Source organism: Paenibacillus sp. RC334, assembly GCF_030034735.1.
In the GTDB taxonomy this organism is placed as follows: Bacteria; Bacillota; Bacilli; order Paenibacillales; family Paenibacillaceae; genus Paenibacillus; species Paenibacillus terrae_A.
This window is the reverse complement of sequence record NZ_CP125370.1, coordinates 2,569,467-2,594,570: the sequence shown is the minus strand read 5'-3', so window position 1 is coordinate 2,594,570 and position 25,104 is coordinate 2,569,467. Positions and strand designations below refer to the sequence as shown.

The window sequence follows — 25,104 nt, the reverse complement described above, 5'->3', positions numbered from 1 at the left end:
TCCCTCCATTATCTCTGCGGCTGTCTGCCCGTCTTCCCAGTAACAGACAAGCGTTGTGTGTTCATATATGTTTACAAGTGTCTTGACACTTATATTTACACATGCCTACAATAATCTCAAGGCTTTTTGGATGGAATTATTTTTAGCAGGGGGAGATTCGCCATGATTTATCTGGACTACGCCGCTTCTACACCGATGTGTGACGAAGCTTTGAATATGTATAACACATTAAATAAGGAAATGTTCGGAAATGCCAGCAGCCTCCATGATGCAGGCGGTCAAGCGGCTTATGCACTGGATTTAAGCAGACAACGGATCGCAGACATGACTGGAGGCCAAAAGGAAGGAGTTTATTTTACAACAGGGGGAACGGAGTCTAACATGCTGGCTGTACAGTCCATCCTGAACGGCCTGCCACAGCATAAAAAGCACTGGATCATGAGCGCTCTGGAGCACCATTCGATGTACAATCTGGCTGCTTTGCTGGAGCGGCAGGGCTATGAGCTGACCATTGTACAGCCGGACAAGGCAGGACGAATCACCCGTGATATTCTCTTACCTCATCTCAGAGAAAACACCGGGCTTGTATCCGTACAGCACGCCAACTCGGAAACCGGGCTTATTCAGGATCTTGCTGCCTTGTCTCCCCTGCTACGCGAACGAGGGATTCTGCTGCATAGCGATGCGGTGCAAACCTTTGGCAACATTCCCATTGATGTAGCAGCCATGGGGGTGGATGCCCTCTCCGTATCAAGCCATAAAGTGTATGGTCCGAAAGGTGTCGGTGCTGTATATCTCAAACCGGGAACCCCGTGGCGTCCCGTGTACCCTGATACACTGCATGAAAACGGATTTCGTCCCGGAACGGTTAATGTTCCCGGGATTGCTGCGTTTGTTGCGGCAGCGGAAATGATGACAGAACAAATGGAGCTGCATCAGGAACGATATGCCGCGCTGAGACAGTATTTTTTCACCAAAATTCAGGAAAGATCAATTCCATTGCGTTTGGGCCGCTCAGGAAAACAATAAGATTGAGAGACTCAGTCATATACTGGGATGTTTTTTTCACGGTTATGAGGGACAATATGTTATGCTGGAATGTAACCGTAGCGGTGTCTGTATATCCACCGGAAGCGCCTGTTCTGCCGGACATCACGAGCCCTCGCCTGCTCTCAAGGCGCTTGGAGCATCCGATCGTGAAGCATTGCAATTTATCCGTATTTCCTTCGGGAAAGCAACAACCACCGGGGATCTGGATGTATTGGTGGATATTTTAACAGACCTGACAAGCAGACAAGAAAGGAGCTTATCCCGTTGACTGAACCTTTAAAACGGATGGGCACGGAACGCCGTGAACAGCTACTGCTGTGGCTTAAGAGCGAGTCCCCGCTGACCGGGAGCGAGCTGGCACGCAGGGCTTCCGTCTCCAGACAAGTAATCGTACAGGATATTTCCCTGTTAAAAGCTAGCCAAGAGCCTATTCTTGCGACGAGCCAAGGATATATTTATATGGAGCCTGCGGGTGAGGCCGCTCCCCCAGCCTCACGTATTATCGTGTGCAAGCACCGACCTGAACAGACAGAAGAAGAACTAAAGCTGATCGTCGACTATGGCGTAAGTGTACAGGATGTTATTGTGGAGCATCCCGTATACGGTGATCTGACTGCTCCGATTCGGGTCGGAACCCGCAAGGAAGTGGACGATTTTATCCGCAAAATCAGCTCCACCCAAGCGACTTATCTGTCCCAGCTGACCGGAGGTATTCACCTTCATACCTTGCATGCCCCTGATGAAGCTAAAATAAATGAAGCCTGTGCCGCATTGGAGAACGCCGGTTTTCTAATGACGGACTAGCTTGCAGTGTTATAGCAGATACTATGTAACCCCTGTCTCGCATGTGGAGCGCACCCTGCGCTCCGGTGGGACGGCTATAGGCTTAAAAATGTGCTCATTAAAAAGTAAAAGTCCCGGCCCCCTCATAAAAGGGAATCGGGAATGAATTACGTCAGCTTAATTTCGAGCAGTTCGTATTTGATGACAGCCATGGGTGCATTTACATGAACGATACTGCCTACTTCTTTACCTAAAAGTTCCTTTCCCAGAGGGCTTTCATAGGAAATTTTATTATCCAGCACGTCTGCCTCAGCAGGACTTACAATTTTGTACTCCATCTTCTCAGAAAATTCGATGTCATTCAGAATGACTGTGGATCCGATACTAACGGTTCTAAGATCCAAACTGCTCTCATCCACGACCCGAGCTTTGGTCAGCATCTTCTCCAATATGAGAATCCGGGTTTCCATAAACGCTTGGTCGTCCTTGGCTGAGTGATACTCACTATTTTCTTTCAAATCGCCGTAGCTGATAGCCAGCTTAAGCCGTTCGGCGAGTTCCTTGCGTTTTACGGTCTTTAGTTCCTTAAGCTCATCCTCCAGCTTGGCCAATCCCTCTTTAGTCAACAAAACTTCTTCATTCGACATATTTTATCTACAACTCCTATTTCAGCATTTTGCATCATTCGATTACCAACGCATTTGGCTTTCTTTATTGTAGTTTACTCTATATTGAGCCAACATGCGAAAAGAAATTACAGGGTGATAGGAATCGGGTTTACCCAGACAGGGTTATTCTTACAGTAACCAACGCTCTCTGGTTCGCATATCATATGAATATAACGGCATTTTGAATGAGCACGTGCAGTTCCGTTGTCCTTGCCCGCAATGGCAAGGACAACATATGGCGGGAGGAAGATTCAATGACTTCCTTAGGAAAGAATGGAAACCAAAATCGCAATCAAAAATCCAAATCATCCCCTAACCCCAACGGACAAAAGAAAAATGGGTTAAATAGTAACTCGGCTATCTTCTCCGCCCTGCATGGAAAAAATGTGGAGGTCATCGTAGCAGCCCTGTTATTAACAGGAAAGCTACATGTCGATTCCGTTACTTTATACAGACAAGCAACGCTGCTTGTGGGATTAACGGGAAAATACAAAACATTAGCAGCAGACCCTTCCAACGTTGATAACATGGTGAAATTTTTAAATGATAACGGGAATATGACGCTGGATCAAGTGATACAAGCCTTTCAAAAGAAAATGCAAAAGTAATATGCCGATTACGAAAGGGGTTTTTTGTGGTGAGTGAGCTTGCGCCAAGTGAGTTTGATGGAGAGCATTTTGCAGAGTTTGTTATTATTACAATTCTGATTGTTTTATTCTTCTTTGGCTCCACCAATATAGAGAATCTCTCGGCTCAACCAACCCAATCTTAAATGGGCAGGTCCCCGTTTCCGGGGGCTTTTTTGTAATCAATATGAGAAGCGATGGTCAGACATAAGAGCAACAGCATGAATAAATAAAAAAGAGCATCTATTGACTCTGTAAAGTCCATAGATGCTCTTACGATTTAACGGTCCTTCACTTCGACGATTATCGTTTTGCCAAAAGTTTCTCCTGAGGCATTGACCAGCTCGGCCCGATACTCATAAGTGCCCGATTTGCGGCCTTGGATATCTGTGACTGCACTTTGAGCCTGCGGCGTTTGGTTCGGCAGCTCTTGCGTGTCGATCAGCTCGCCATTTTCATATAAATTGTATTGGGTCGCATTCGTGCCCCACCACATGTTCACAGCAACGGTGTAATTGCCGTCACCATCCCAGTTGTTGTGAGACAGCACCGGAATGCCGGGCGAAGCATCGGTCACTTCGACGGTTAACGGATCACTAACCGTTTTACCGGAAGCGTTGATCAGCTCGGCGTTGTACGTATAAGTGCCATTTGCCTTGCCCGTTACCGGGATGACTGCTTTCTGTGCCCCGGGGGAGGCGGATTTCAACGGTTGAGTCCCGATCAGCTCGCCGTTTTCATACAGCTTGAGTTCATCACCGTTCGTACCCCACCATAGATTCATAGTGATATTATAATCGCCGTCCTTCAATCCGGTATTCTGCCCGTTATCATGGGACAATACAGGTTTGCCCGGCACTTCGCCTGCAGCAGCTTTCCGGACTGTAACGGTTACTGGATTGGATACGACGGTTTTACCGTCCAGGGTTACGCTGGCCGTAATTTCGGCGCTCCCCTCTTTTTCTGCCTTAATTTGTCCATACGTATCGAGGGTAACAGACTCATGACTGCTGGCATACTGAACGGAAGCATGACTTAAATCCGCTTTGCTGCCATCTGTGAGCGTACCACTGAGATGTGTTACTGCTGTATCCCCAACATTAAGGGTTGTTTGATCCAGCGAAAGCTTCACTTCTTGCAATGCCGCCCCTGCCTGAGCTGTAAAATCAGCAAGACCACGAGGCTTTAACTGGTAATTCCCTTTGAAAATCGCTGAAATTCCCTTAATCCTCACTTGCTGTCCTTCTTGATATGGAAAAGAGGTCCGTGTTACGCCTGTACGTGCATCCACACGCACATGGTGGCTTACTTCGCCGGACACCGCATCAAATTCAAACGAACCGATGGGAGTCGCGTCTGCTACATTACGAATGATGGCCTGTGGAAGCTCGACCAACTGCCCTTGGTTAGCATCGCTTAGTTCGGTGATCTGTAGAGCTTCCGGAAGCTGTCCTTCTCCTGTTTTTTCAATAGCCACCGGATCGGTCAGCTCCAGCTCGCTGTTATACAGCGCCAAGGTTGCCGTAATCTTCACCTGATCGCCTTGGTGAAAACCGCTTTGGTTTTGATATACATAAATACCGCCGCTTTCATCCTGCATATAAAAGGCTTGACCGCCATATGCACCCGGCTCGGTCGTCACCGTACCTGCCAGTGTAACCACTTTGCCAGCCGGGAGGCTCCGTGCTTCTGCAACACGGATACGAGCCGGAACAGTATTCCCTTCCTCGGGCAACGGCTGGGCCGGAACATCTGCCAGCACGACCGATTGGGTCAACAGGTTGCTGCCGTTTTGTCTCAGCCTAAGACTGGCCGAACCGCTGGTTCCCGGCTTAATCCGTACGGTGAGGTCTTTGTAGGCATGTCCCTTGCTGTCGGACTCCAGACTGAATGCTCCGCTATAGCCGTACGAGGTCGGCCAGGTGCCATCCTGGTTTTGAATCTGGGCAACCTGATTGCCGCCCGCTACATAAATGCCTGTGCTGAATCCACTAATCGTGGTATTCGGAGCCAGTTGGTCCGCAGTAATTCGAATTTGAAAAGGCTCTGCATTCGGCAGCTGATCCTGACGAACGATGCTGTACGCAGGCTGCGCACTGGCAGTAGGTCCGCCATAGGCTCCGGCTTTAAAAGTTTGCTGATCCCACCATTTGTAACCTGCTGCAGGAGCAGACCAAGGCTCGGCTTGTGGCTCCGTCGAAGCCTGCGGCTCCTCAAAAGGCAGCAGTGCTGTCGGCTGATCAAGCTGCAAGCTTTTCACATCCGTCAGGCTGGTGTAGTTCTCCTTCTTGGATAACCAATCGACGATATTAACCAGCAACACGGCATCATCCTGCTCCTTAAAGCCGTCATACGTCGTCTTCTTGGTTCCTGTCTCTTCGCGCAGATATTTTGGCGTCGCATCTTCAACAGGAGATGAGTCCCCCAGAAAGGCAGCTTTACCGAGTCCTACTTTGGATACGGCTGCATAGGGTCCTTCTGGTATGCCGCCTCCGTTATAGACGCCCTGATCTACCGCGTTGCCCCAAGCCTGATTGGTTTTAGGGAGATATACGATCCCCTTGGCTTTCGCCGGGTCGATAATCGCCAGTGTTGATCCTGCATGCATTGCGACATTGCTCACCCCAGCTGTAATGCCGAACGCCTGCGCTGGCTCGACAATCTGATTGGCGGTAATATCGCCTAATGCATTGTAGCGAAAACGCACACCAAACTGGCTACCCAGCCAATCCGAGCTGACTACGCCCTGCATCGCCGCCGAGCTTCTTTCTTCCGCGTTCATTCCCTTGGCAGGATCTTCCCATGCTCCGCGACGGTAACCATTAATACTCTCTGATCCGTCCCAACGGTTCTTGTTGCGGTCCGCATTATAATGATCTCCAATGAAGAAAATGCTGTTGCCTGCTTTGACATACTGCTCCATCACAGCCTGTTCGCTTTGTTTGAAAGGTATATTCGGCTCTGCCGTCACAAATACATCATAATCCTTCAGATCATTGTAAGTAATGGGCGTAGATTTGCGAAGCTCATGCACATCATAGCCGTTGCTTGCAAGGGCTTGGCCAAAGTCTGAAAATCCGCCATCAATCACCCAGTCTGCCGCACCGGCTGTCTGTCCGTGTGTATTATCGAACAACACTTTTTTGCCAGCGTTTTCATTAACCACCTTGGCGGCGATAAAAGGGGCCGGATCAGCCGGACCTTCTGCCGATGCCGGTTGTATGCTGCTCACAGCACCAGCGTACAACGACAAAGTGAACACCATTGCAGTTGCGTATTTGAAGCTGCGGGATGCAAAAAGACGAATGATTCCCAATTCTTATTCCTCCTGTTTGTTAGTTTGCGTCCCCGGTTGATGGGGAACCAAGTATAAATTTTAGCATTCATTTATGTTCGGACATGCAAAGTTTTGTAAATTAGTTTCCATCTCTATATGGAAACTAGCTCTTGGATTCATGCAAAATGCTTTGATTGTTTACGAATAATGAACAGGAAGAAAATTCCAATAAAAAAGATATACAGTATGCAGCAATGTGAGCACCGCAAACAGGATTTTGCCTGTGGCTCTACCTCTCCTTTCCCCCGTAATCAGCTTTGCACCATTCACGATCAATACCCATACAGCAATGAGCGCTGAAATCATTGGGAGCGTACAAATCCCCCAGACATACCAGGCTGGATAGCCATATACAATCTGACTATTTCCATAAATAAACTGTACGCCGAGAAAAATCGTATTCAGTAACGCGATGAATGCAAGGGTTGAAGAAATGTGGGTTTTATCTTTGCGGATAGATCTTATTGCATACCTTACGACCCAAATCAGCAGGGTTGTGATGAAAAACAAGGAGGCAGCAGCATAGTTGACAAGCAGCGTCCAGGTACGGTGCCAAAGTGCCGTCTGCTTCATGGTCTTGCTATCCGGAGCGACCATCATCCATGTACCGTTTTGCGGATACAGCAAAATTTTAAGCTGCCCTCCCTTTTCCACAAACAGCCCATCGCCTGCTGCTTGAAAAACTTTGTTCGTTGCTTCATTTTCATTCGGGTACACACCGTTAACAATTAGCGTATGATCATCTTGAATCTGAACGGTGTATTTAATGCTTCCCAGCATCCGAATCCATTTCCCCCACCCATGAACGGGGTTCACATTCACCTGATATACGCCCTCGATCTCTGGCGGAAGCTTCACTTGGGTAGCAGAAGGAGCCAGTGACTGTGAATCGGCCTGCGGCTCTGCGGGCAGCATTTGGGCTATCGCATTTATGACTTCTCCATGAAGCAGAGTGTCCGTGTCAGCCGTATTGATGGTCACAAAAATACCAATCTTTTGAGACGGAATCAGTACCATTTCGGAAATAAAATCATCAATTTCCCCGGTAGCCCACAGCATGGGTACTCCTGTCTCCAGTTGGCCACGGAAAAATCCGTAGCCCACACCATCCAGGCGTGGATCTGCTGCAAATTGCTGTGTATGCATGGCTTTTACCGTTTGGGGCTGGAGTACCGCCCTCCCCTCATATCTGCCTTCGTTTAAATGAGTGATTAGATAATGTGAAAATTCGTTGGGTGTGATGCTCAACGCTCCTGCTCCCGGCAGATTAATATACGAAAAAGGCTGTTTCAAATACGCTCCATGTTTCCACCGATACGATTGAGCCAGTGCCGGATTATTCAGCGGCAAATCTAGTGTCGCGCCAGGCATATCCATCGGCTGGAACAGATGTGTACGGAGGTAATCATTCAGTCCCTGACCGCTTACTTGCTCCACAATATTACCGACCAGACCGTAGGCGACATTACTGTAATCAAACTGAACTCCGGGCTCGCGAATGGGCGGCTGATTTTGAAAATAAGTGCTGAGATACTGCTCTGTAGGCAATGAGCCTGCCTTGGTCGAGCTGTTAATGCCGTACAGCGCTTCGTCCAATCCCGAGGTATGTGTCAAAAGCTGATGCAGATTAAAAGGCTGATTCTGGTATTGAGAAGCTTTATAGCTGTAGAGATAGCTGTTCACGTCTTCATTCAGATCAAGCTTGTTTCGCTCGACCATCTGCATAGCGGCGCTTGCACTATAAGATTTGGTTAGAGAGCCGACACGAACAATGGTCTTTGCCGGGTCGAAGGCTGTTTTTCTCTCCAGGTCTGCATATCCATACCCTTTGCTAAAAAGTATTTGATCTCCCTGGGTCACGACGACGGCAGCCCCCGGAATATGCCATTTGTCCAATTTTGTGTTCATGATGTGATCCACTGCTTTTTCCAATGAATTCGGCGTTATGTTGCCTGCTGCCCCTGCCGGAGCAATGAGCAGATTCCAGAGAAACAACGATGCAATGAATGCGGATAGGCAACAAATGCCTCTATTCTTCATGTGAAGTACCATCCTTACGTATGAAGTTGGCTTCTTGATTGAACGGTGCGGTGATTGCATAGCGGAGCAGATGTTTTCACTCGGATTCGGAGCCATCAGCATGGCGCTATGGAATCATCGCACTTCCCATAGAGAGAGTGCAGATGATAGAGCGAATCCTGAGCGAATCACGTAAGCAGCAGGCTTCTTACATGTTCGATCAGGATTCATGGGTTACAGATTAAAAATTAGTGAACTCCAGTCAAATCATCGACCGTAGTTTTTCAAGAATTATGATGTGCCAGATCTTGTGCCATGTCTTTGTCCATGTTCCGGATTATGTTTTGTATTGCGGCACGGATACTTTTTACATTTTCCTCGATAAATCCGGGTTCCAGCAGTTCATAATGATTGCCAATCAAGCTATGCTCTTCATAGCTTCCTTGTGTAGCGTCTTTCCATAAAAGTCGATTGTCTCCTGTACCCTTGACCGTTTCCGATCCAACGGCGACAAAGCCGTGAATATTCGCCTGAACGCTCTCTGTATTCACAAGCTGGTTGCCATACACCGCGTAAGCGATCATTTTACGCTGGTATGTTTCATTCAACAGCTCACGGTAGGATTCGGGAACCTGTTCCAGCATGGCATGAATTTCGTGCTCTGTTTCTTCGACTGTGAAGGGCAGGGCTTCCTTCCTTTTGACCGAATCGAGCATCAAAATGTCGGATACAGCATGACCTTGACGCTCCAGTGTGTCGGCAACCTTATGCGCCAGGTTACCGCCTATGGAATAACCAAGCAGCACATACGGACCTTGCGCTTGCGTGCTGACGATCAAATCAACATACCGTGCCAGCATTTCCTGCTCATCCGCTGCATCATCTACGAACTCCAATCCATACACGACTGCATCCTGATCCAGTTGTTTCGCAAGCTCCGCGAACGACAGCCCGTATCCAAGCATGGGCGGAAAGCAGAAGATGGAGACAGGACCGTGTTCATTCAATCGAATGATTGGACTATCTGCCTTAGATTGCAAATCCGATTTCAATAATGCGAGCGCCTGCTCTTCGATGGTCGGGAACTCCAGAACACTGCGGATTGGAAGCTCGATGTCTGTGGCAAGGTGGACTTTGCGTACAAGCTCCAGCACTTTCAAGGAATGTCCCCCCAACGTGAAAAAGTCATCGTGGATACCCACTTGCGGGATTTCGAGCACTTCCTGCCAAATGGCTGCCAGCAACTGCTCCACATCGGTTCGCGGTGCGACATATTCTATGCCCGTGTGCAGCGCTTTGTCCGGCACAGGTAAAGCTTTGCGGTCGATTTTGCCGTTTGTCGTCAGCGGTAACCGATCCAGCTGTACGAATGCGGATGGAATCATATAGTTCGGCAGACTGGCCGACATCACAGCTCGAATCTCACGGATGGTCAGCTGTTCATCGGAAGTGAAGTAAGCACATAATTGCTGCTGGCCTGTTTCATCTGCACGGGCCATGACGACCGCTTCTCGTACCGACTCCACCTTCAACAACTGCGATTCGACCTCGCCCAGCTCGATCCGGTACCCCCGGATTTTCACCTGATGGTCGATCCGGCCCAAATATTCGATGTTGCCGTCCGGCATCCATCTCGCCAAATCGCCCGTGCGGTACATCCGCTCATCGCCTGCTTCGCCACCGGCAAACGGATCAGCAACGAATTTCTCTGCCGTCAGTTCTGGACGGTTCAGATAGCCTCGCGCTACGCCTACACCGCCGATGCACAGCTCCCCTGCTACCCCAATCGGCTGCATTTGCTCCGTCCCTTCCTTCACGATGTACAGACGGATGTTCTGAATCGGTTTTCCGATTGGAATAACGGCATATTCCTCCGTCGGCTCGCAATCGAAATACGATACGTCCACCGTGGCTTCCGTCGGTCCGTACAGGTTGATCAGCTTCGCTCCAGCGATTCCTGACACGAGCCGTTGGAAACGTGCCACATGCTGCGGAGGCAACGCTTCCCCACTGGCAAATACATGACGCAGCGTTCCCAGCTTCGCTTGCATTACTTCCTGCGGCTGCTGCTCCACATACTCCAGGAATGCATGCAGCATCGCAGGCACAAAGTGCATCGTGCTTACGCTATCGCGGGCAATCGTTTCGACGATGTCCTCTGGATTCTTTTCCCCGCCAACCGACAACAGACTCACCTTCGAGCCAACCATCGACCACCAGAACAGTTCCCACACCGACACGTCGAAGGTGAAGGCGGTCTTTTGCAGGATCGTATCCTCCGCACTCAAGCCGTAACGGTCATGCATCCACAAAATCCGGTTCAGCACGGAATGGTGTTCGACCATAACGCCCTTCGGTTTTCCAGTGGAGCCGGAGGTGTAGATGACATAGGCTACATGGTGCGGACCAGCCAGCGGTGCCAAATTCGAGCCGTCTTCTTGGTAAATTTCTTCGCTGTCCAGCACCAGCACCTTGCCGTCGAAGCTCAGCGACGCTTGCGCGGCCAAATGCGATTGCGTCAGCACCAGCTTCGCTCCCGAGTCCTCCAGCATAAAGCGGATACGGTCCGTCGGATATTCCGGATCGATCGGCACGTAAGCCCCGCCTGCCTTGAGGATCGCATAGATGCCCACGATCATTTCCAGCGAGCGGTGTACTAAAATGCCTACCGGCTGATCCGGTTCAACGCCTTCCGCACGCAGGGTACGTGCAAGACGGTTGGCCGTCTCATTGAGTTCTCGATAGGTCAATGATTGATGACCCAAAGCTACAGCAATATGATCCGGCGTGCGCTCTGCCTGCTCCTCAAACAGTTTTTGGATCGTGTGATTGCTTGGATATGCAGAGGCAGTGTCATTAAACTCTCCTGTAATTTGTTGTTTTTCCGCCGCTGTAACCAGTTCCAGCTCTTCTACGCAAACATTCGGGTTAAGCAAAACTTGCTCCAACAGGTTCACAAAATGTCCATGCAGACGCTCAATGTCTGTTTGATCAAAGCTTAACGCGTTATACATAAAACGAATCTTTATGCATTCTCCCGGCATAACGACGAGGTTCAGTTCGTAGTTGGTCTGCTCTGCAGCCACCACGTTGGAAATCGGGAATGGTTCCTGCCCGTCAATTCCCAGTTCCTCGACCTGCTCCTCCACCGGATAATTTTCAAACACCATAATATGGTTAATTAAATCCTGCTTCTGGTCGGTCAATGCCTGAATTTCAAACAGTGGATACGTATCATATGCATGAGAAGCCAGCGCCTGCTCTTGCATTTTCTTCATAACTTCTGCAAAAGATTCCCCTGCCTCGCAGCGGATGCGAACGGGAATGGTATTAATGAACAAGCCGATAATATCCTCGACCCCGATAATATCCGATGGACGACCTGAGACAACACTGCCAAATACGACATCACTGTGGTTGTTATATTTTTGCAGCACAATCCCCCATGCGGTTTGTAATAACGTATTCATGGTCACCTGATACCGCTTAGCCGTCTCCTCCACCCGGAGGGTCAGCTCACGCTCCAAATCCGTCGCCCAATCGCTGGCCTTGTAGCCTTCACTCTTTCGACCGGATTTTATAGCTGGTAGTGCTGTTTGCTGCTCATACCCGGATAAATAGCTGCTCCAGTAGTCGGCTGCCGCCTTGCCATCCTGTGCTTCCAGCCATTCAATAAAGCTGCTGTACGGCACTGCCGGTGCCAGCTCTGGCACTCTGCCCTCCTGAAGTGCTGCATAGCTTTCAAACACTTCTTTATTTATAAGGGACAGACACCAGCCGTCCATGACGATATGATGGAAGCTCCATACAAAATGATAGCTGTCTTCTCCGGTACGTAAAATCGCTACACGCAGCAGGACATCTCGACGCAGATCAAAGCCCCGTGCTCTATCCTCCAACTCGAAGTTTTTCACCCAGGTATCTCTTGTACCCACATCCAGCTTGTGTAAATCCTCATATTGAAAGCCGCAATCCCGACTTCGATACACCACCTGCAACGGCTCCGTATCCCGGCCAAAATAAAAATGTGTACGCAGCGCCTCATGTCGCCGAACCAGAATATTCAGGCTTTCTGCAAAAGCCCGAATGTCCATCCGACCTCGCATATCATAAGAAACCTGCTCAAAATACGCGTCATTCGCGGCTGCTTGACTATCCAGTTGGCTGTGAAACAGCATTCCTTTTTGCATCGGGGTCAGTGCATATACATTGTCAACCTCACCCGCAGCACCCATTTCAGATAACAGGCTGTCCAAGCCCTCCACACTCATTCCTTTATAGGAAATATCACTTGGGGTCAGCTCCGGCTGTTCTTTATGAATGCAATGCGTCAAAATTTCACGCAGGCTCGATTCCAGTAATTTCGCCAACCGCTCTATCGTCTCTGGTCGATAGCTGGTACGGCTATAGCTAATCGTCAGACCCAGCTGACCTCCCGAAATGATGCCGCCAAAATCCAGCGTATACGTCCGAGCCATGGTCGGGCTTAGTGGCATGCCCCCACTGTAAGGGGATGACTCCAGATCATTTCCTTTCATATCCTGATCGAATTGTCCCAAATAGTTAAAGCTTATTTCTGGATCTGCCTCAAATAAGGCTGGAGATGTTACCTGCTCCTGGTGATCAGCTACATATTTCAGTACACCGTAGCCAATCCCTTTTTTCGGGATGCCGCGCAGTCCTTCCTTCACATGCTTAATCCGTTGCGAAAGAGTAATTTCTTGCGGCATATTAAGCAAAACAGGATATTGGCTTGTAAACCACCCAATTGTTCGGGTAATGTCTACCTCAGGTAAAATAGCTTCGCGTCCATGCCCCTCCAGATTTATCAGGAAACGCTCATTTCCGCTCCACGCTTGCAATGCCATCCCTACCGCTGTCAGCAGCAGATCGTTAACCTCCGTGTGGTAGGCACGATTGGCCTGTTTGAGCAGTTGCTCTGTCTCCGCACTAGTCCATACAGCGGTAACCGACTCACTGTCACCAATCAACGGATTTTTGTGCTCATGATGCCCGTAATCCTGCGGCAAGGGAGCCAGCTCGGCTTGTGCAAGCTCCTCCCAGTACGAGCGCTCACGTTCCATGGCTGGGCTATTGGCATAAGCGTACAGCTGCTGGGCCCACGTTTGGAACGAATCCGTTTTATGAGGTAACTGAATCACCGGTTCCCCCTTGGAGGCCTGATCATAAGCAGTTGCCAAATCCTCGAATAAAATGCGCCAGGATACCCCGTCCACCACCAAATGGTGAATCGCGACCAGCAGATGATCTCCATCCGGGCAACGGAACAGCCCCAGCCTCATGAGCGGCCCTTCGCTTAGGGAAATGCTGGATTGAATTTCATTGCAATTGGCTTCAACCATCTTCGCCAAATCGCCCTCGTTTACTTTGCTGTCCCTATAATCAAAGATTTCCAGATGGTATGGTTCGCCTTCCTCTATACCACGATTCCATGCCGTATACCCATTCTCCGACGAACGAAAAACCATACGCAATGCATCATGGTGCGCTGTAATCTGATGGAGCGCCTGCCGAAGTGCCTGTTCATCGTAGCCTTCTTGTCGATAGAGCATGACAGATTGGTTAAAATAGTGCGGCTCTGCCGTTGGCTGTTCAAAAAACCAGCGCTGAATCGGTGTAAGCAAAACAGATCCCGTAACCTCTCCCTGCTCTGCTATTCGGTTAACAGGCTGAATAAATTTGCTTAGTCCCGCAATCGTCGGGTATTTGAACAAGTCCTTCATCTCCAGCTTGTATCCAGCCTGAAACAATCGGGACGACACTTGAATGGCCTTGATGGAGTCGCCACCCAGATGGAAAAAGTTATCCTGTATGCCCACTCGCTGAATCCCAAGAATTGCCCCCCAGGCGGTAGCCAGTGCTTGCTGAACATCCGTCTCGGGTGCTACATAATCCATGCCTGTATCGACGTTTTGCTCCGGTGCAGGCAGAGCCCTGCGGTCTACTTTACCATTCAGCGTCAAAGGCAGTCTGGAAAGTTGCACAAAATAGGAAGGCACCATATAGCCAGGCAGATCCTGCGACAAAACGTTACGTAAGTCACTGGCGCTCAATTCGCTGTCTGTTACAAAATAAGCACACAACTGTTTTTGCCCGTTATCATCCTGCCGTACGGTAACAATCGATTCCTTCACTCCTGCAATCGTGGACAAACGGGTTTCTATTTCACCCAGCTCAATGCGGTAGCCGCGAATTTTGACCTGCTCATCCATTCTTCCCTTGTACTCCAACACGCCATCTGCACGCCAACGCACTAAATCCCCTGTACGATAGCAATGCTCCCCGGGCCGGAACGGACTTTCTATAAACTTTTCCGCCGTGAGCTCCGGCCGATTCAGATATCCACGTCCCACACCGTCACCACCGACGATCAGTTCCCCCCAGGCTCCGATCGGCTGCAGCTTCAACGAACGATTGACCACATACGCGGTCGAATGATCAATCGGACGCCCAATGGGAATAGCTTGGGTTTGCGGTTCTGTAATGTCATAGATGGTGGAAAAGGTGGCGTTTTCCGTCGGCCCATAAATATTGGCCAAACGAAGCTGCGGGTGCTCCTTCAGCACACGATTGACGTGTGGTATGGATAACACATCACCACCCACAAGCAATTCCTTCAGGGAGGAAAACACTCCAATAGCTTGCTGTGAATGCTGATTGAATAAAGCCGTGGTCATGAACATGGTGTTAATACGATACTTGTCAATCGCCTGTTTGAGCTTGGCGGCGTCCAAAATAGTGTCATGACTTACCACATACAGTTGACCTCCGTTCAGCAGCGTTCCCCAGATTTCAAACGTGGAGGCATCGAACACCACGGCACCCATTTGCAGCATACGCGTATTTTCGTCAAGCGTGGCATAGCTTTTGTTTTTCACCAAACGCACGACATTACGGTGATCGATCATCACGCCCTTCGGCTTGCCTGTCGTACCAGAGGTGTAGATCACATACGCAAGATCCGAGGAAGATCCCTCCATTGGAACAGCAGCAGATTCATCCACATGAGCGTAAAGTTCAGATTCGCTACTCCATCGTTGTTCATCACTCAAATCTATGATCGGAATACCTGGTTCAAAAGGAACCTGCTCACGTCGCTGTGAAAGTAACAGCCGAGTACTGGAATCCTCCAGTAAATAACGGATACGCTCCTCAGGATATTCGGGATCAATGGGAACGTAAGCCCCTCCGGCCTTCAAAATCGCCAGCATACCCACGATCATTTCAATGGAGCGCTCCGCCATAATCCCTACTCGCTGTATCTCTGGCTCGGAGCCGCGCCGTATCCCATGAGAAGCGAGTATACGTGCCAGACGGTCGGAGCGTTCTTTCAGTTCGTGGTAGGTGAGCTGTGTGTCCGCAAAGGTGACAGCCAGCCGATCCGGTGATTGTGCGGCCTGTTCCTCGAACAGCACATGCAGCACTTGATCACGTGGATACGGATAGTCTGCTACTGTATCGTTGAATTGCATTACAATCTGCTCTTTTTCTTGGTACGAAACCATTTCAATAGCCGAAAGAGCGATATCCGGCTGTTCTATCACCGCATGGATAAGCTGCTGCAAATGTACAGCCAGTCGTTCGATGGTTTCCCGTTTGTACAGCCGGGTTCCGTATTGAAGACCGAAGACAATTTGCTCCCCATCCTCCATCGCGAACAGACTCAAATCAAATTTCGCGGTATTTTGTTCACTCGGATAGGGTGCCAATTGCAAACCTTCCAGTTGCTGATCCTTTTGCTCCAAATTTTGTAGAGCAAACATGGTATCAAATAACGGATTACGGCTTAAATCTCGATCCACGTCCAGCTTGTCCACCAGCTCTTCAAACGGATAATCCTGATGTTCAAAAGCTTTCAATGCGTTTTCCTTGACCTCTAATACATAATCGCGGAAGGTCTTACCACCTTCCGGATAATTGCGAATTGCCAGCGTATTCACAAACATCCCGATCAGGCTACCAAGATCAGCATGGGGCCGCCCCGCAATCGGCGAACCGACAATAATATCCTCCTGCCCGCTGTAGTGGCTAAGCAAAGACGTATAAGCTGCCAATAGCACCATATATAATGTCGATTCCGTCTGTACCGCAATGCTTTTTAAACCTTCGCTCTGCCGTTGATCGAGCGTAAATTCCAGCAAATCTCCTTCAAAGCTTCTCGTCGCCGGACGTGGATAATCGGTTGGTATATCCAGCACAGGCAGCTCTCCTGCGAAGGTATTCAGCCAGTAGCTTTCCTGCTGCCGATAGCGTTCACTTTGCTGCTGCTCCTGTTGCCAAGCAGCGTAGTCCTTATACTGAATGCGCAATGGTGGCAGTGTGTCACCTGTATATAAATGGATGAAGTCCTGAATCATCACATTTATAGAGGTACCGTCCGAAATGATGTGATGCATATCCAGTAGTAAAATATGATGCTCTGGATCTGTTTCAATCAAACCGACTCGGAAAAGCGGAGCCTGTCCAAGATCGAACGGCTGGACAAAGTCGCGTACTAGTTCGTCCGTCTCCTTTGGGTCAGCTCCATGGGCATGAATCAACTCCATACGAAAAGAAACTTCGTCATGTACTCGCTGGACAGGTTCACCGTTCATGGTCTCAAAGCTGGTACGCAATATTTCATGGCGGTCAATAAGCTGGCGGAACGCATTGTCCAGTGCATTATGATCAAATGAACCTGTCAGTGTCAGAGCGCCAGGAATGTTATAGCTAATTCCCGCTCCATCAAGCTGATTGAGGATATACATCCGTTTTTGTGCCGAGGACACCGCATAAAATGGCTTATTCTCCGTAACAGGTATGGATTCATAGGCGGTTTGCTCCAGCGCTTCAATCACCTGCGCAAGCTGTTCAATCGTCGGGTGCTGAAACAGGTCCTTTAGCTGCACATTTTTATGCAATTCCTTATGAATAAGTGATATAACATGTGTCGCTCGCAGGGAGTGCCCTCCTGCTTCAAAAAAGTTATCCTTAATCCCAATGCGCTCAAGCTCCAGCACATCTTTCCAGATACTCGCCAGTTGTACTTGTAATTGATTTTGAGGAGCTACATATTCTGCGCCTGAGCTTATACTTCCCTCCGGCTGCGGCAACGCCCGGCGATCCACCTTGCCGTTCGGTGTCAGTGGCAATTGCTCCAGCTGTACAAAATATGACGGCACCATGTAGCCCGGTAATTCTTGGCTCAAAGCGCTGCGCAACTCACTTGCTGTTACTTCCTCATGGGTCACCACATAAGCGCAGAGCTGCTTTTGCCCCTGCTCATCCTCATGTGCAATAACGACGGATTCTTGCACCGCCTCCAGCTTCAACAGCTGCGCTTCCACCTCGCCCAGCTCGATCCGGTAGCCCCGAATTTTCACCTGGGCGTCGATCCGTCCCTTGTATTCCAGCGCCCCGTCCGCCTTCCAGCGTACCAGGTCGCCTGTGCGATAGCAGCGTTCTCCGCTGCGGAACGGACTGTCGATGAACTTTTCAGCCGTCAGGTCCGGACGGTTGCGGTAGCCACGTGCTACCCCGTCACCGCCGACGATCAGCTCACCCCACGCCCCGACAGGCTGGAGCTGCATCGAGCGATCCACGACATACGCCGTTGAGTTAGTGATTGGGCGGCCAATTGGCACCGATTCGGATTGCACACCGGCGATCGCATGCATGGTGGAGAAGGTCGTATTTTCGGTTGGGCCATAGATGTTACTGATCCGCAGGGAAGGATGAGCCTCCAGCACCCGGTTCATATGCGGAACGGACATCACATCCCCGCCGACCAGCAGCTCCCGTATCCCCTCGAACAGCGCCAGATCCTGCTGGGACAACTGGTTAAAGAGCGGTGTGGTCAGAAACATCGTGGTAATGCCGTGGCTGCGGACCGCTTCCTTGAGCTTCGGCGCGTCCAGAATGACATCCTGACTCACCAGCACCAGCTGTCCACCGTTCAATAGCGCACCCCAAATTTCAAAGGTGGACGCGTCAAAGACAACGGCCCCGGTCTGCAAAATACGCGTATCGGCATTCAATTGCGCGTAGTTTGTATTTTTCACTAGACGGACGACATTGCGGTGTTCCACCATAACCCCTTTCGGCTGGCCAGTTGTTCCAGAGGTGTACATGATATAGGCCAAGCGATCAGCAGCGGTTGCCTCCACTTGTTCTGATTGCGTAACTTCTGGTTGTATAATTTCTGGTTGTGTGGTTGTAGTAGAAGCAAGCTCAGGACTAGCGGAAATGGAGTAGAGCGGGTTTAAGCAATCTACATATCCGATGCCAGTTACGTCAGCATACGTCTCGTTGTCGTTCCGCAAAACCGGATCGAAACGATCAGCATCATCCGTTCCATAAATTGCGGAATCGCTCAGGTCGAGCACAGTTCCCTTAAAATCAACGGGCCGATGCTCCATTCGCTGTACGAGCAGTATGTTAGCACCAGAATCCTCCAGCAAATAGCGTACGCGCTCATTCGGGTATTCGGAGTCAATCGGGACATATGCTCCGCCTGCCTTGAGAATTGCAAGCATACCGACGATCATCTCAATCGAGCGTTCAGCCACAATGCCGACAGTCTGCTCGGTGCAGATCCCTTGCTTACGTAATGTATGAGCTAGACGGTTGGCCTTTTCATTCAATTCTCCATAGGTTAGGCTATCTTTTCCGAACACTACCGCCACCTGCTGTGGGACCTGCTTCACCTGTTTCTGGAACAATTCATGAATGGACGCATGACGTGGATAATCCACAGCTGTATCGTTGAAGGTATGAAGCAGCTGCTCCACTTCTTGCTCTGACAGCAGTTGTGCTGCGGAAATCTCCAGTTCTGGCTGATGCAGAACAACGCTGTACAAGCGCAACAGTTGCTCAACAAAGCGTTCAATCGTCGCCTCGTTATAACGGTCGCTACTGTACTTCACGTTCAGAGAAACCGCTGCATTTTCCCACTGAAATTGCAAATCAAGCTCAGATTGTACATAATTCAAAAAATCAGGAATATGAATATTTTGCATAGACGCCGTGGTGTAAATCAGAGGCTTTTCATCCTCGTTACGTGGAATTTCAAGCCCCTCGGTATAGTTCCAAAAAGGTATATTTTGGTGCTCAATCGCTTCGCTGACAGAGGTTTTGATTTGAGACAGCAAGGCTTTGAAGGTCGTTGTGGAATCCAGTGTGTTTTTCAGTATAAGCAGATGATTGATCGGCTTTGTAGCACCGTTGCCAGACTTGGCTACCGGAATGCCCAGCAGCACACGTTCCTCACCTGTGTACTTATGTAACAGACTTTCTACTCCAGCAAGCAGAACCATAAACACTGCCCATGGAGCGCCACCTGTTATAGACAATATTCGCCCGGAAATTTCAGATGGAAAAGTGAGCGTGTACGTAAGGGAATTTAAATTCGTTACAATTGCATCCTTGGACATGTTGTTGGTGTATGGAAGGCAGATGATATGATCCTCGGATTCCAGCTTATGACTCCAGTAATTTTTTTCCTTCTCAAATAAGGCTTTCAATGACATCCCTCCTGCTTTATGGGGTCTGTACCCCGGTTGGAATGGTGCGTTGTTACGTAGATGAGCGTTGTGTCGGAAAAATAATACTTTGCAGGCAAGGGCAGGCGGACAAATCGCCGCCCTCTGCACATGCAAAGTGAAATCATTGCATTTTAGAAAATGATTTAGAAAACAAAGTCGATGGAATCCGGTGAGAAGCCTTCCGGCTGCTCGCCCGAGTTCACCTGAATTTCGCTTAACAGCAGATCCGGGTTTGCCCCAACCTGTGACAGAATCGCTATCAAATCTTCCGTTAATCGTTCAATCGCCTCTGCCCCAAACAGCTTCGTGCAATATTCAAAGGAACCCTTGATCACCCCGTCTTCATCGCTCATGGACAAGGTCAAATCAAATTTGGAGATACGATGCTCCCGAACATACGGACTGAAGGACAGGGTCTCAAGCTTCGCTTCCTGCGACTCCGTATTTTCCAGTGCAAACATGGTGTCAAACAATGGGTTACGGCTTGTATCCCGTGCTACATCCAGCTTTTCCACTAACTCTTCCAGTGGATAATCCTGATGCTCGAAGGCTTGCAGCGTACGATCTCTGGCTTCCAGCAAGTAGTTGTGGAACGTTTGGTTGCCCTTCGGCTGATGCCGGATGGCTAGCGTATTGACGAACATTCCGATCAGTGGCTCCAACTCAGGCAACAAGCGGCCTGCTACCGGAGTACCGATGATCAAATCGTCCTGACCGCTGTATTTGGACAGCAGAACGGTGTAGGCGCTCAATAGCACCATGTACAACGTACTTCCGGTCTGTGCCGCCATTCGGTGCAGTTGTTCGGATACATTCGGGTCAACTGTAAATTCATACAGCACACCCTCGAAGCTGCGAACAGCAGGTCTTGGATAAGCAATCGGCAAATCCAGTACCGGCAATTCTCCGGCTAAATGCTCCAGCCAGAAGTGTTCCCGGCGTTGATATGACTCACGCTGCATTTCCTGCTGCTGCCACACGGCATAGTCCTTGTACTGAATCGGCAGCGGCTCCAATTCCTGCTCCTCGTACAGCTGTACCAGTTCCTGCACGATATTGTTAGACGATACACCGTCTGAAATAATATGGTGCATGTCGTACATCAGGAAATGGCGCTCTGGTCCGGTTTGAATGATCCGGACACGCAGCAGTGGTGCCTGCCGAAGATCAAAGCTGCGTACAAAGGATTCGATATACGCTTCGGCTTCAGATTCACTAACCTGCAGGCGCTCTACTGCAAACTCAACCTGATCGTAAACCCGCTGAACAACCTCGCCTTCCACCATTTCAAAGGAAGTCCGCAACGTTTCATGGCGGGCTATTAACTGACGGAATGCTTCCTCCAGTCGATCTGCCTGAAGCGGTCCTTCCACCGTTAGCACATCCGGCATGTTGTAGCTGACATCCCCACCTTCCAGATGGCTCAAAATGTACAGACGTTTTTGAGCCGAGGAAACCGGGTAGTAGGCCTGTTTCGCCGCCGCAGGGATCACCGTATAGGTGTCTGTGCCGTGCGTAGCTATGAGCTGGGCTTGCTGCTCAATCGTAATGTGCTGGAACACCTCACGCAGTGTAATCCGGCTGTCCAGTTCCTGATGGATTTTGGTCACCAGCGTTGTTGCTCGCAGGGAGTGTCCACCCATGTCGAAGAATGAGTCGGTGACTCCAACGCTGGACAGCTTCAACACATCCTGCCAAATTTGAGCAAGCTTGGCTTCGAGCGGCGTCCGCGGCGCAACGTATTCCATGCCACCTTCGAGGCGCGTTTCCGGCGCTGGCAACGCCTTGCGGTCAATTTTTCCGCTTGGGGTCAGCTGGAAACGATCCAGTTGTACAACATATATCGGGATCATGTAATCCGGCAGCTTCGGCTGCAGCGCATTGCGCAGCTCCGGCAGACTCAGCGGTGCTGTGGCTACGATGTAGGCACACAGGTCCTTATGTCCGTCTTCGCTTTCCCATGCCGTGACCACGGCTTTCTGAATGCCGTCTACGGTCAGCAGCTGTGCTTCCACCTCGCCCAGCTCGATCCGGTACCCCCGGATTTTCACCTGGTGGTCGATCCGGCCTAAATACTCGATGCTTCCATCTGGCAGCCATCGGGCCAGGTCGCCCGTCCGATACATCCGGTGGATGTGGGCATCTGGAGCTTGTTCAGCTTCCACTGAAGCTGAGGCAAACGGATTCGGTATGAACTTCTCTGCCGTCAGTTCCGGCAGGTTCAGGTATCCTCTTCCTACACCTGCACCTCCAATATAGAGCTCACCTGCGATACCGATCGGCACCAGTTGCTGCTGGCTGTTCAGGATGTACACAGACTGGTTCGCTATCGGCGTTCCGATGGATACGGTGTGTTCACCTTTTTCCAGCAGCACGTTCAGGGCTTCTACATCTTCAATCGTATAAGCTGTTGCATCTACCGTCGTTTCGGTCGGACCATACACATTAGTAATTACCGGGCGGTACCCGGACCACTTGTGCAGGAACACATTGACCAGTTGTACAGATAATGCTTCACCGCCGATCAGGTAATGCTTCACTTCTGGCGCTTCCGTCACACTGACGCTTTCGTTCAAAATATGCAGATGCGCAGGTGTGCCGTCCGACAGATCAATTCGGTGCGTTCGGTAGTAGGCGATCAAATGCTCCCCGCTCAGGCTGACGTCACGGGATACCACATGCAAGGTGTGGCCTAATAACAAGCTGGCAAAGATTTGCTTCACCGAAGCGTCAAATACAAATGCCGACAGCCATGCGACATGAAGCGGCTGTTCATAACGGCTGTATACTCGCTCAAATAAAGCATCTACCAGATTGCTGACACTGCCCTGCTCGATCATGACACCTTTCGGCTGACCGGTTGTGCCTGACGTGTAAATCATATAGGCCAGGTTATGCGGGCGGGCCACAGGGATCAGGTTGCTCGCATCCTGTGCTCCCAGTTGAGCTTGAACGTTCTCATCGTCAAGAACTACTGCTCGAACTGTGGATGGCAAGCTGAGTGAGAGATTGGCGACTCTGCTTGTAATCACGACCTTTGCCCCGCTGTCTTGGAGCATGTAGTCGATACGTTCCTGCGGATACATGGTATCCATCGGCACATACGCGCCTCCGGCCTTAAGTACTCCTAGAATGCTCACCAGGATATCGGCAGAACGTTCCAGTAACACGCCTACCGGTTGATCTGCATCGATTCCTTCCGCTCGTAACACACGGGCCAATCGGTTCGCACGCTCGTTCAGCTCGGCGTAGGTCAGCGTCGTGCCCCCAGACACGACCGCTACCCGATCAGGGCTGCGCTTCGCTTGCTCTTCAAATCGTTCGCTGAGCGAGCGACCTTGTTCTGTTTCACGCACGCTATGCGCGTTCGGGTCATTGAACACCTTCAGAATCCGCTCGGTTTCTTCCGCTGTAATCAGCTCCAGCTCGCCCAACTTCGCATCCGGGTTCGCTGCCACGGCTTCGGCCAAACGAATGAAGTGACGTGTCATCCGTTCTACGGTTTCCCGTTGATACAACGCGGTTGCATACTGCAATCCAAACTGGATGCCTACCCCTTCCTCCCTGGCTTCCAGCATCAAATCAAACTTGACTGGCGTTTGTTCCAAGCCGTATGGACGGAAGCTTAGGTCTGCCAGCTGCAATTCGCTTTCCTCAGTGGTTTGCAGCGTAAACATCGTATCGAACAGCGGATGGCGGCTCATATCCCGCTTCACGTTCAGCTTTTCCACCAGTTCCTCAAATGGATAGTCCTGATGTTCGTATGCTTGCAGGGCACGATCTTTCACTTCTTCCACGTAGCTGCGGAAGGTATGCTCTGCCGTCGGATAGTTTCGCAATGCCAACGTACCAACGAACATCCCAAGGATCGACTCCAGATCTGCATGCGGTCGTCCTGCAATCGGCGTGCCGACTACCATGTCCTCTTGGCCGCTGTATTGGTGCAAGAGTGCGGTGTACGCAGCCAGCAGCACCATGTACAATGTAGAGCCTGTGTGCGCCGCCAGTTCTTTCAGGCGTTCGCTAACTTCATGCTCCAGTCCGAACACGACCGTATCCCCTGCCGTACTGCGTACCGCCGGACGGGCAAAGTCCGTAGGTACATCCAGTACAGGCAACTCACCCCGGAAGGTGTCGAGCCAGTACGCTTCCTGACGCTGCATCCACTCCTGATGGGCTTCGCTTTGCTGCCATACCGCATAATCCTTGTACTGAATCCGCAATGGCGACAGCTCTTCACCCTCATACAAGCGGACAAATTCATCAGTCAGTACGCCCATGGACACACCATCCGAGACGATATGGTGCATATCGAGCATAAGCAAATGCTGTTGTTCTTGTTCCACTCCTTGTACGCCCAGGTCCACCAAGCCTACCCGCAGCAGCGGCGCTGCTTGCAGAACGAACGGACGGACAAAGCGCCGTACCAGTTCTTGCGTTTCCTTGCTGACCATCATGTCCGTATCCGTAGTCGCACCCTCTGCCTGTACCTTTGCATATTCCACCTCGAACGGCACGATCTCCTCAATCCATTGCATCGGCTCACTGTCCACTAGTTCAAAGCGGGTACGCAAGGTTGCATGGCGGGCGATCAGTTGCCGGAACGCGTCTTCTACTCGTTTCACATCGAGCGGACCACTCACTTGCAGCACCGACGGCATGTTGTAGTTCACATCATTCGGGTCGAACTGATGCAGCACATACAGTCGTTTTTGCGCCGAGGATAACGGGTAGAAGCCACGGGCTTCTGTCACCGGAATGGACGCATAGTTCACTTGATCCAGCTGTTCCAAAACGGCTGCCAGTTGTTCAATCGTTGGTGCTTCAAAAATACTGCGCAATGGAAGCGGCTTATTCAGTTCCTTGTGAATCTTCGAGGCCAGGGTTGTCGCCCGCAGTGAATGTCCGCCAATCTCAAAGAAGTTTTCCTTCACTCCAACCTGTGCCAATCCAAGTACATTTTGCCAAATTTGGGCCAACTTCACTTCCACCCATGTCCGCGGTGCAACATAATCCGCTCCGCTTTGCAGACTGACCTCTGGTGCCGGTAGTGCTTTGCGGTCGATTTTACCGTTTGG

At 50.3% G+C, this 25,104-nt stretch carries 7 protein-coding genes and 3 pseudogenes; 4 read left to right on the top strand and 6 right to left on the bottom strand.

Annotation, left to right across the window (positions count from 1 at the left end):
* Positions 1 to 162 precede the first annotated feature (162 nt).
* Together QMK20_RS11955 and QMK20_RS11950 are read left to right on the top strand one after the other, a co-directional pair.
* Positions 163 to 1,318, top strand: a pseudogene (locus QMK20_RS11955) (IscS subfamily cysteine desulfurase).
* The gene (locus QMK20_RS11950; RefSeq protein WP_283655882.1) at positions 1,315 to 1,854 is read left to right on the top strand and encodes a transcription repressor NadR; all 540 of its coding nucleotides are present in this window, start codon (positions 1,315 to 1,317) and stop codon (positions 1,852 to 1,854) included. The pseudogene QMK20_RS11955 and the gene QMK20_RS11950 overlap by 4 nt, the downstream one beginning before the upstream one ends.
* 146 nt (positions 1,855 to 2,000) lie before the next feature.
* Here QMK20_RS11950 and greA read toward each other — a convergent pair whose 3' ends face one another.
* Entirely contained in the window at positions 2,001 to 2,480 is a 480-nt protein-coding gene (greA, locus tag QMK20_RS11945; protein ID WP_283655881.1) for a transcription elongation factor GreA, read from the bottom strand.
* A gap of 275 nt (positions 2,481 to 2,755) precedes the next feature.
* Here greA and QMK20_RS11940 point away from each other — a divergent pair, with 275 nt between their 5' ends.
* Positions 2,756 to 3,109, top strand: coding sequence for a hypothetical protein (locus QMK20_RS11940; RefSeq protein ID WP_283655880.1), 354 nt, complete (start codon positions 2,756 to 2,758; stop codon positions 3,107 to 3,109).
* Positions 3,110 to 3,138: 29 nt separating this feature from the next.
* A complete protein-coding gene (locus tag QMK20_RS11935) occupies positions 3,139 to 3,273 on the top strand; it encodes a hypothetical protein (protein ID WP_283655879.1) in 135 nt (44 codons plus the stop codon).
* 134 nt (positions 3,274 to 3,407) lie between these two features.
* Here QMK20_RS11935 and QMK20_RS11930 read toward each other — a convergent pair whose 3' ends face one another.
* The 5 genes and pseudogenes from QMK20_RS11930 to QMK20_RS27655 form a co-directional block, all read right to left on the bottom strand.
* Positions 3,408 to 6,443, bottom strand: coding sequence for a chitinase N-terminal domain-containing protein (locus QMK20_RS11930; RefSeq protein WP_283655878.1), 3,036 nt, complete (start codon positions 6,441 to 6,443; stop codon positions 3,408 to 3,410).
* Positions 6,444 to 6,602: 159 nt separating this feature from the next.
* Positions 6,603 to 8,504: a serine hydrolase domain-containing protein gene (locus QMK20_RS11925; protein WP_283655877.1), complete on the bottom strand. Its 1,902-nt coding sequence runs from the start codon at positions 8,502 to 8,504 to the stop codon at positions 6,603 to 6,605.
* 263 nt (positions 8,505 to 8,767) lie between these two features.
* Positions 8,768 to 20,005, bottom strand: coding sequence for a non-ribosomal peptide synthetase (locus QMK20_RS11920; RefSeq protein WP_283655876.1), 11,238 nt, complete (start codon positions 20,003 to 20,005; stop codon positions 8,768 to 8,770).
* A gap of 164 nt (positions 20,006 to 20,169) precedes the next feature.
* A pseudogene (locus tag QMK20_RS27660) lies at positions 20,170 to 21,678 on the bottom strand (condensation domain-containing protein); the annotation flags it as partial.
* A gap of 186 nt (positions 21,679 to 21,864) precedes the next feature.
* Positions 21,865 to 24,948: pseudogene (locus QMK20_RS27655) on the bottom strand (non-ribosomal peptide synthetase); the annotation flags it as partial.
* Positions 24,949 to 25,104 lie beyond the last annotated feature (156 nt).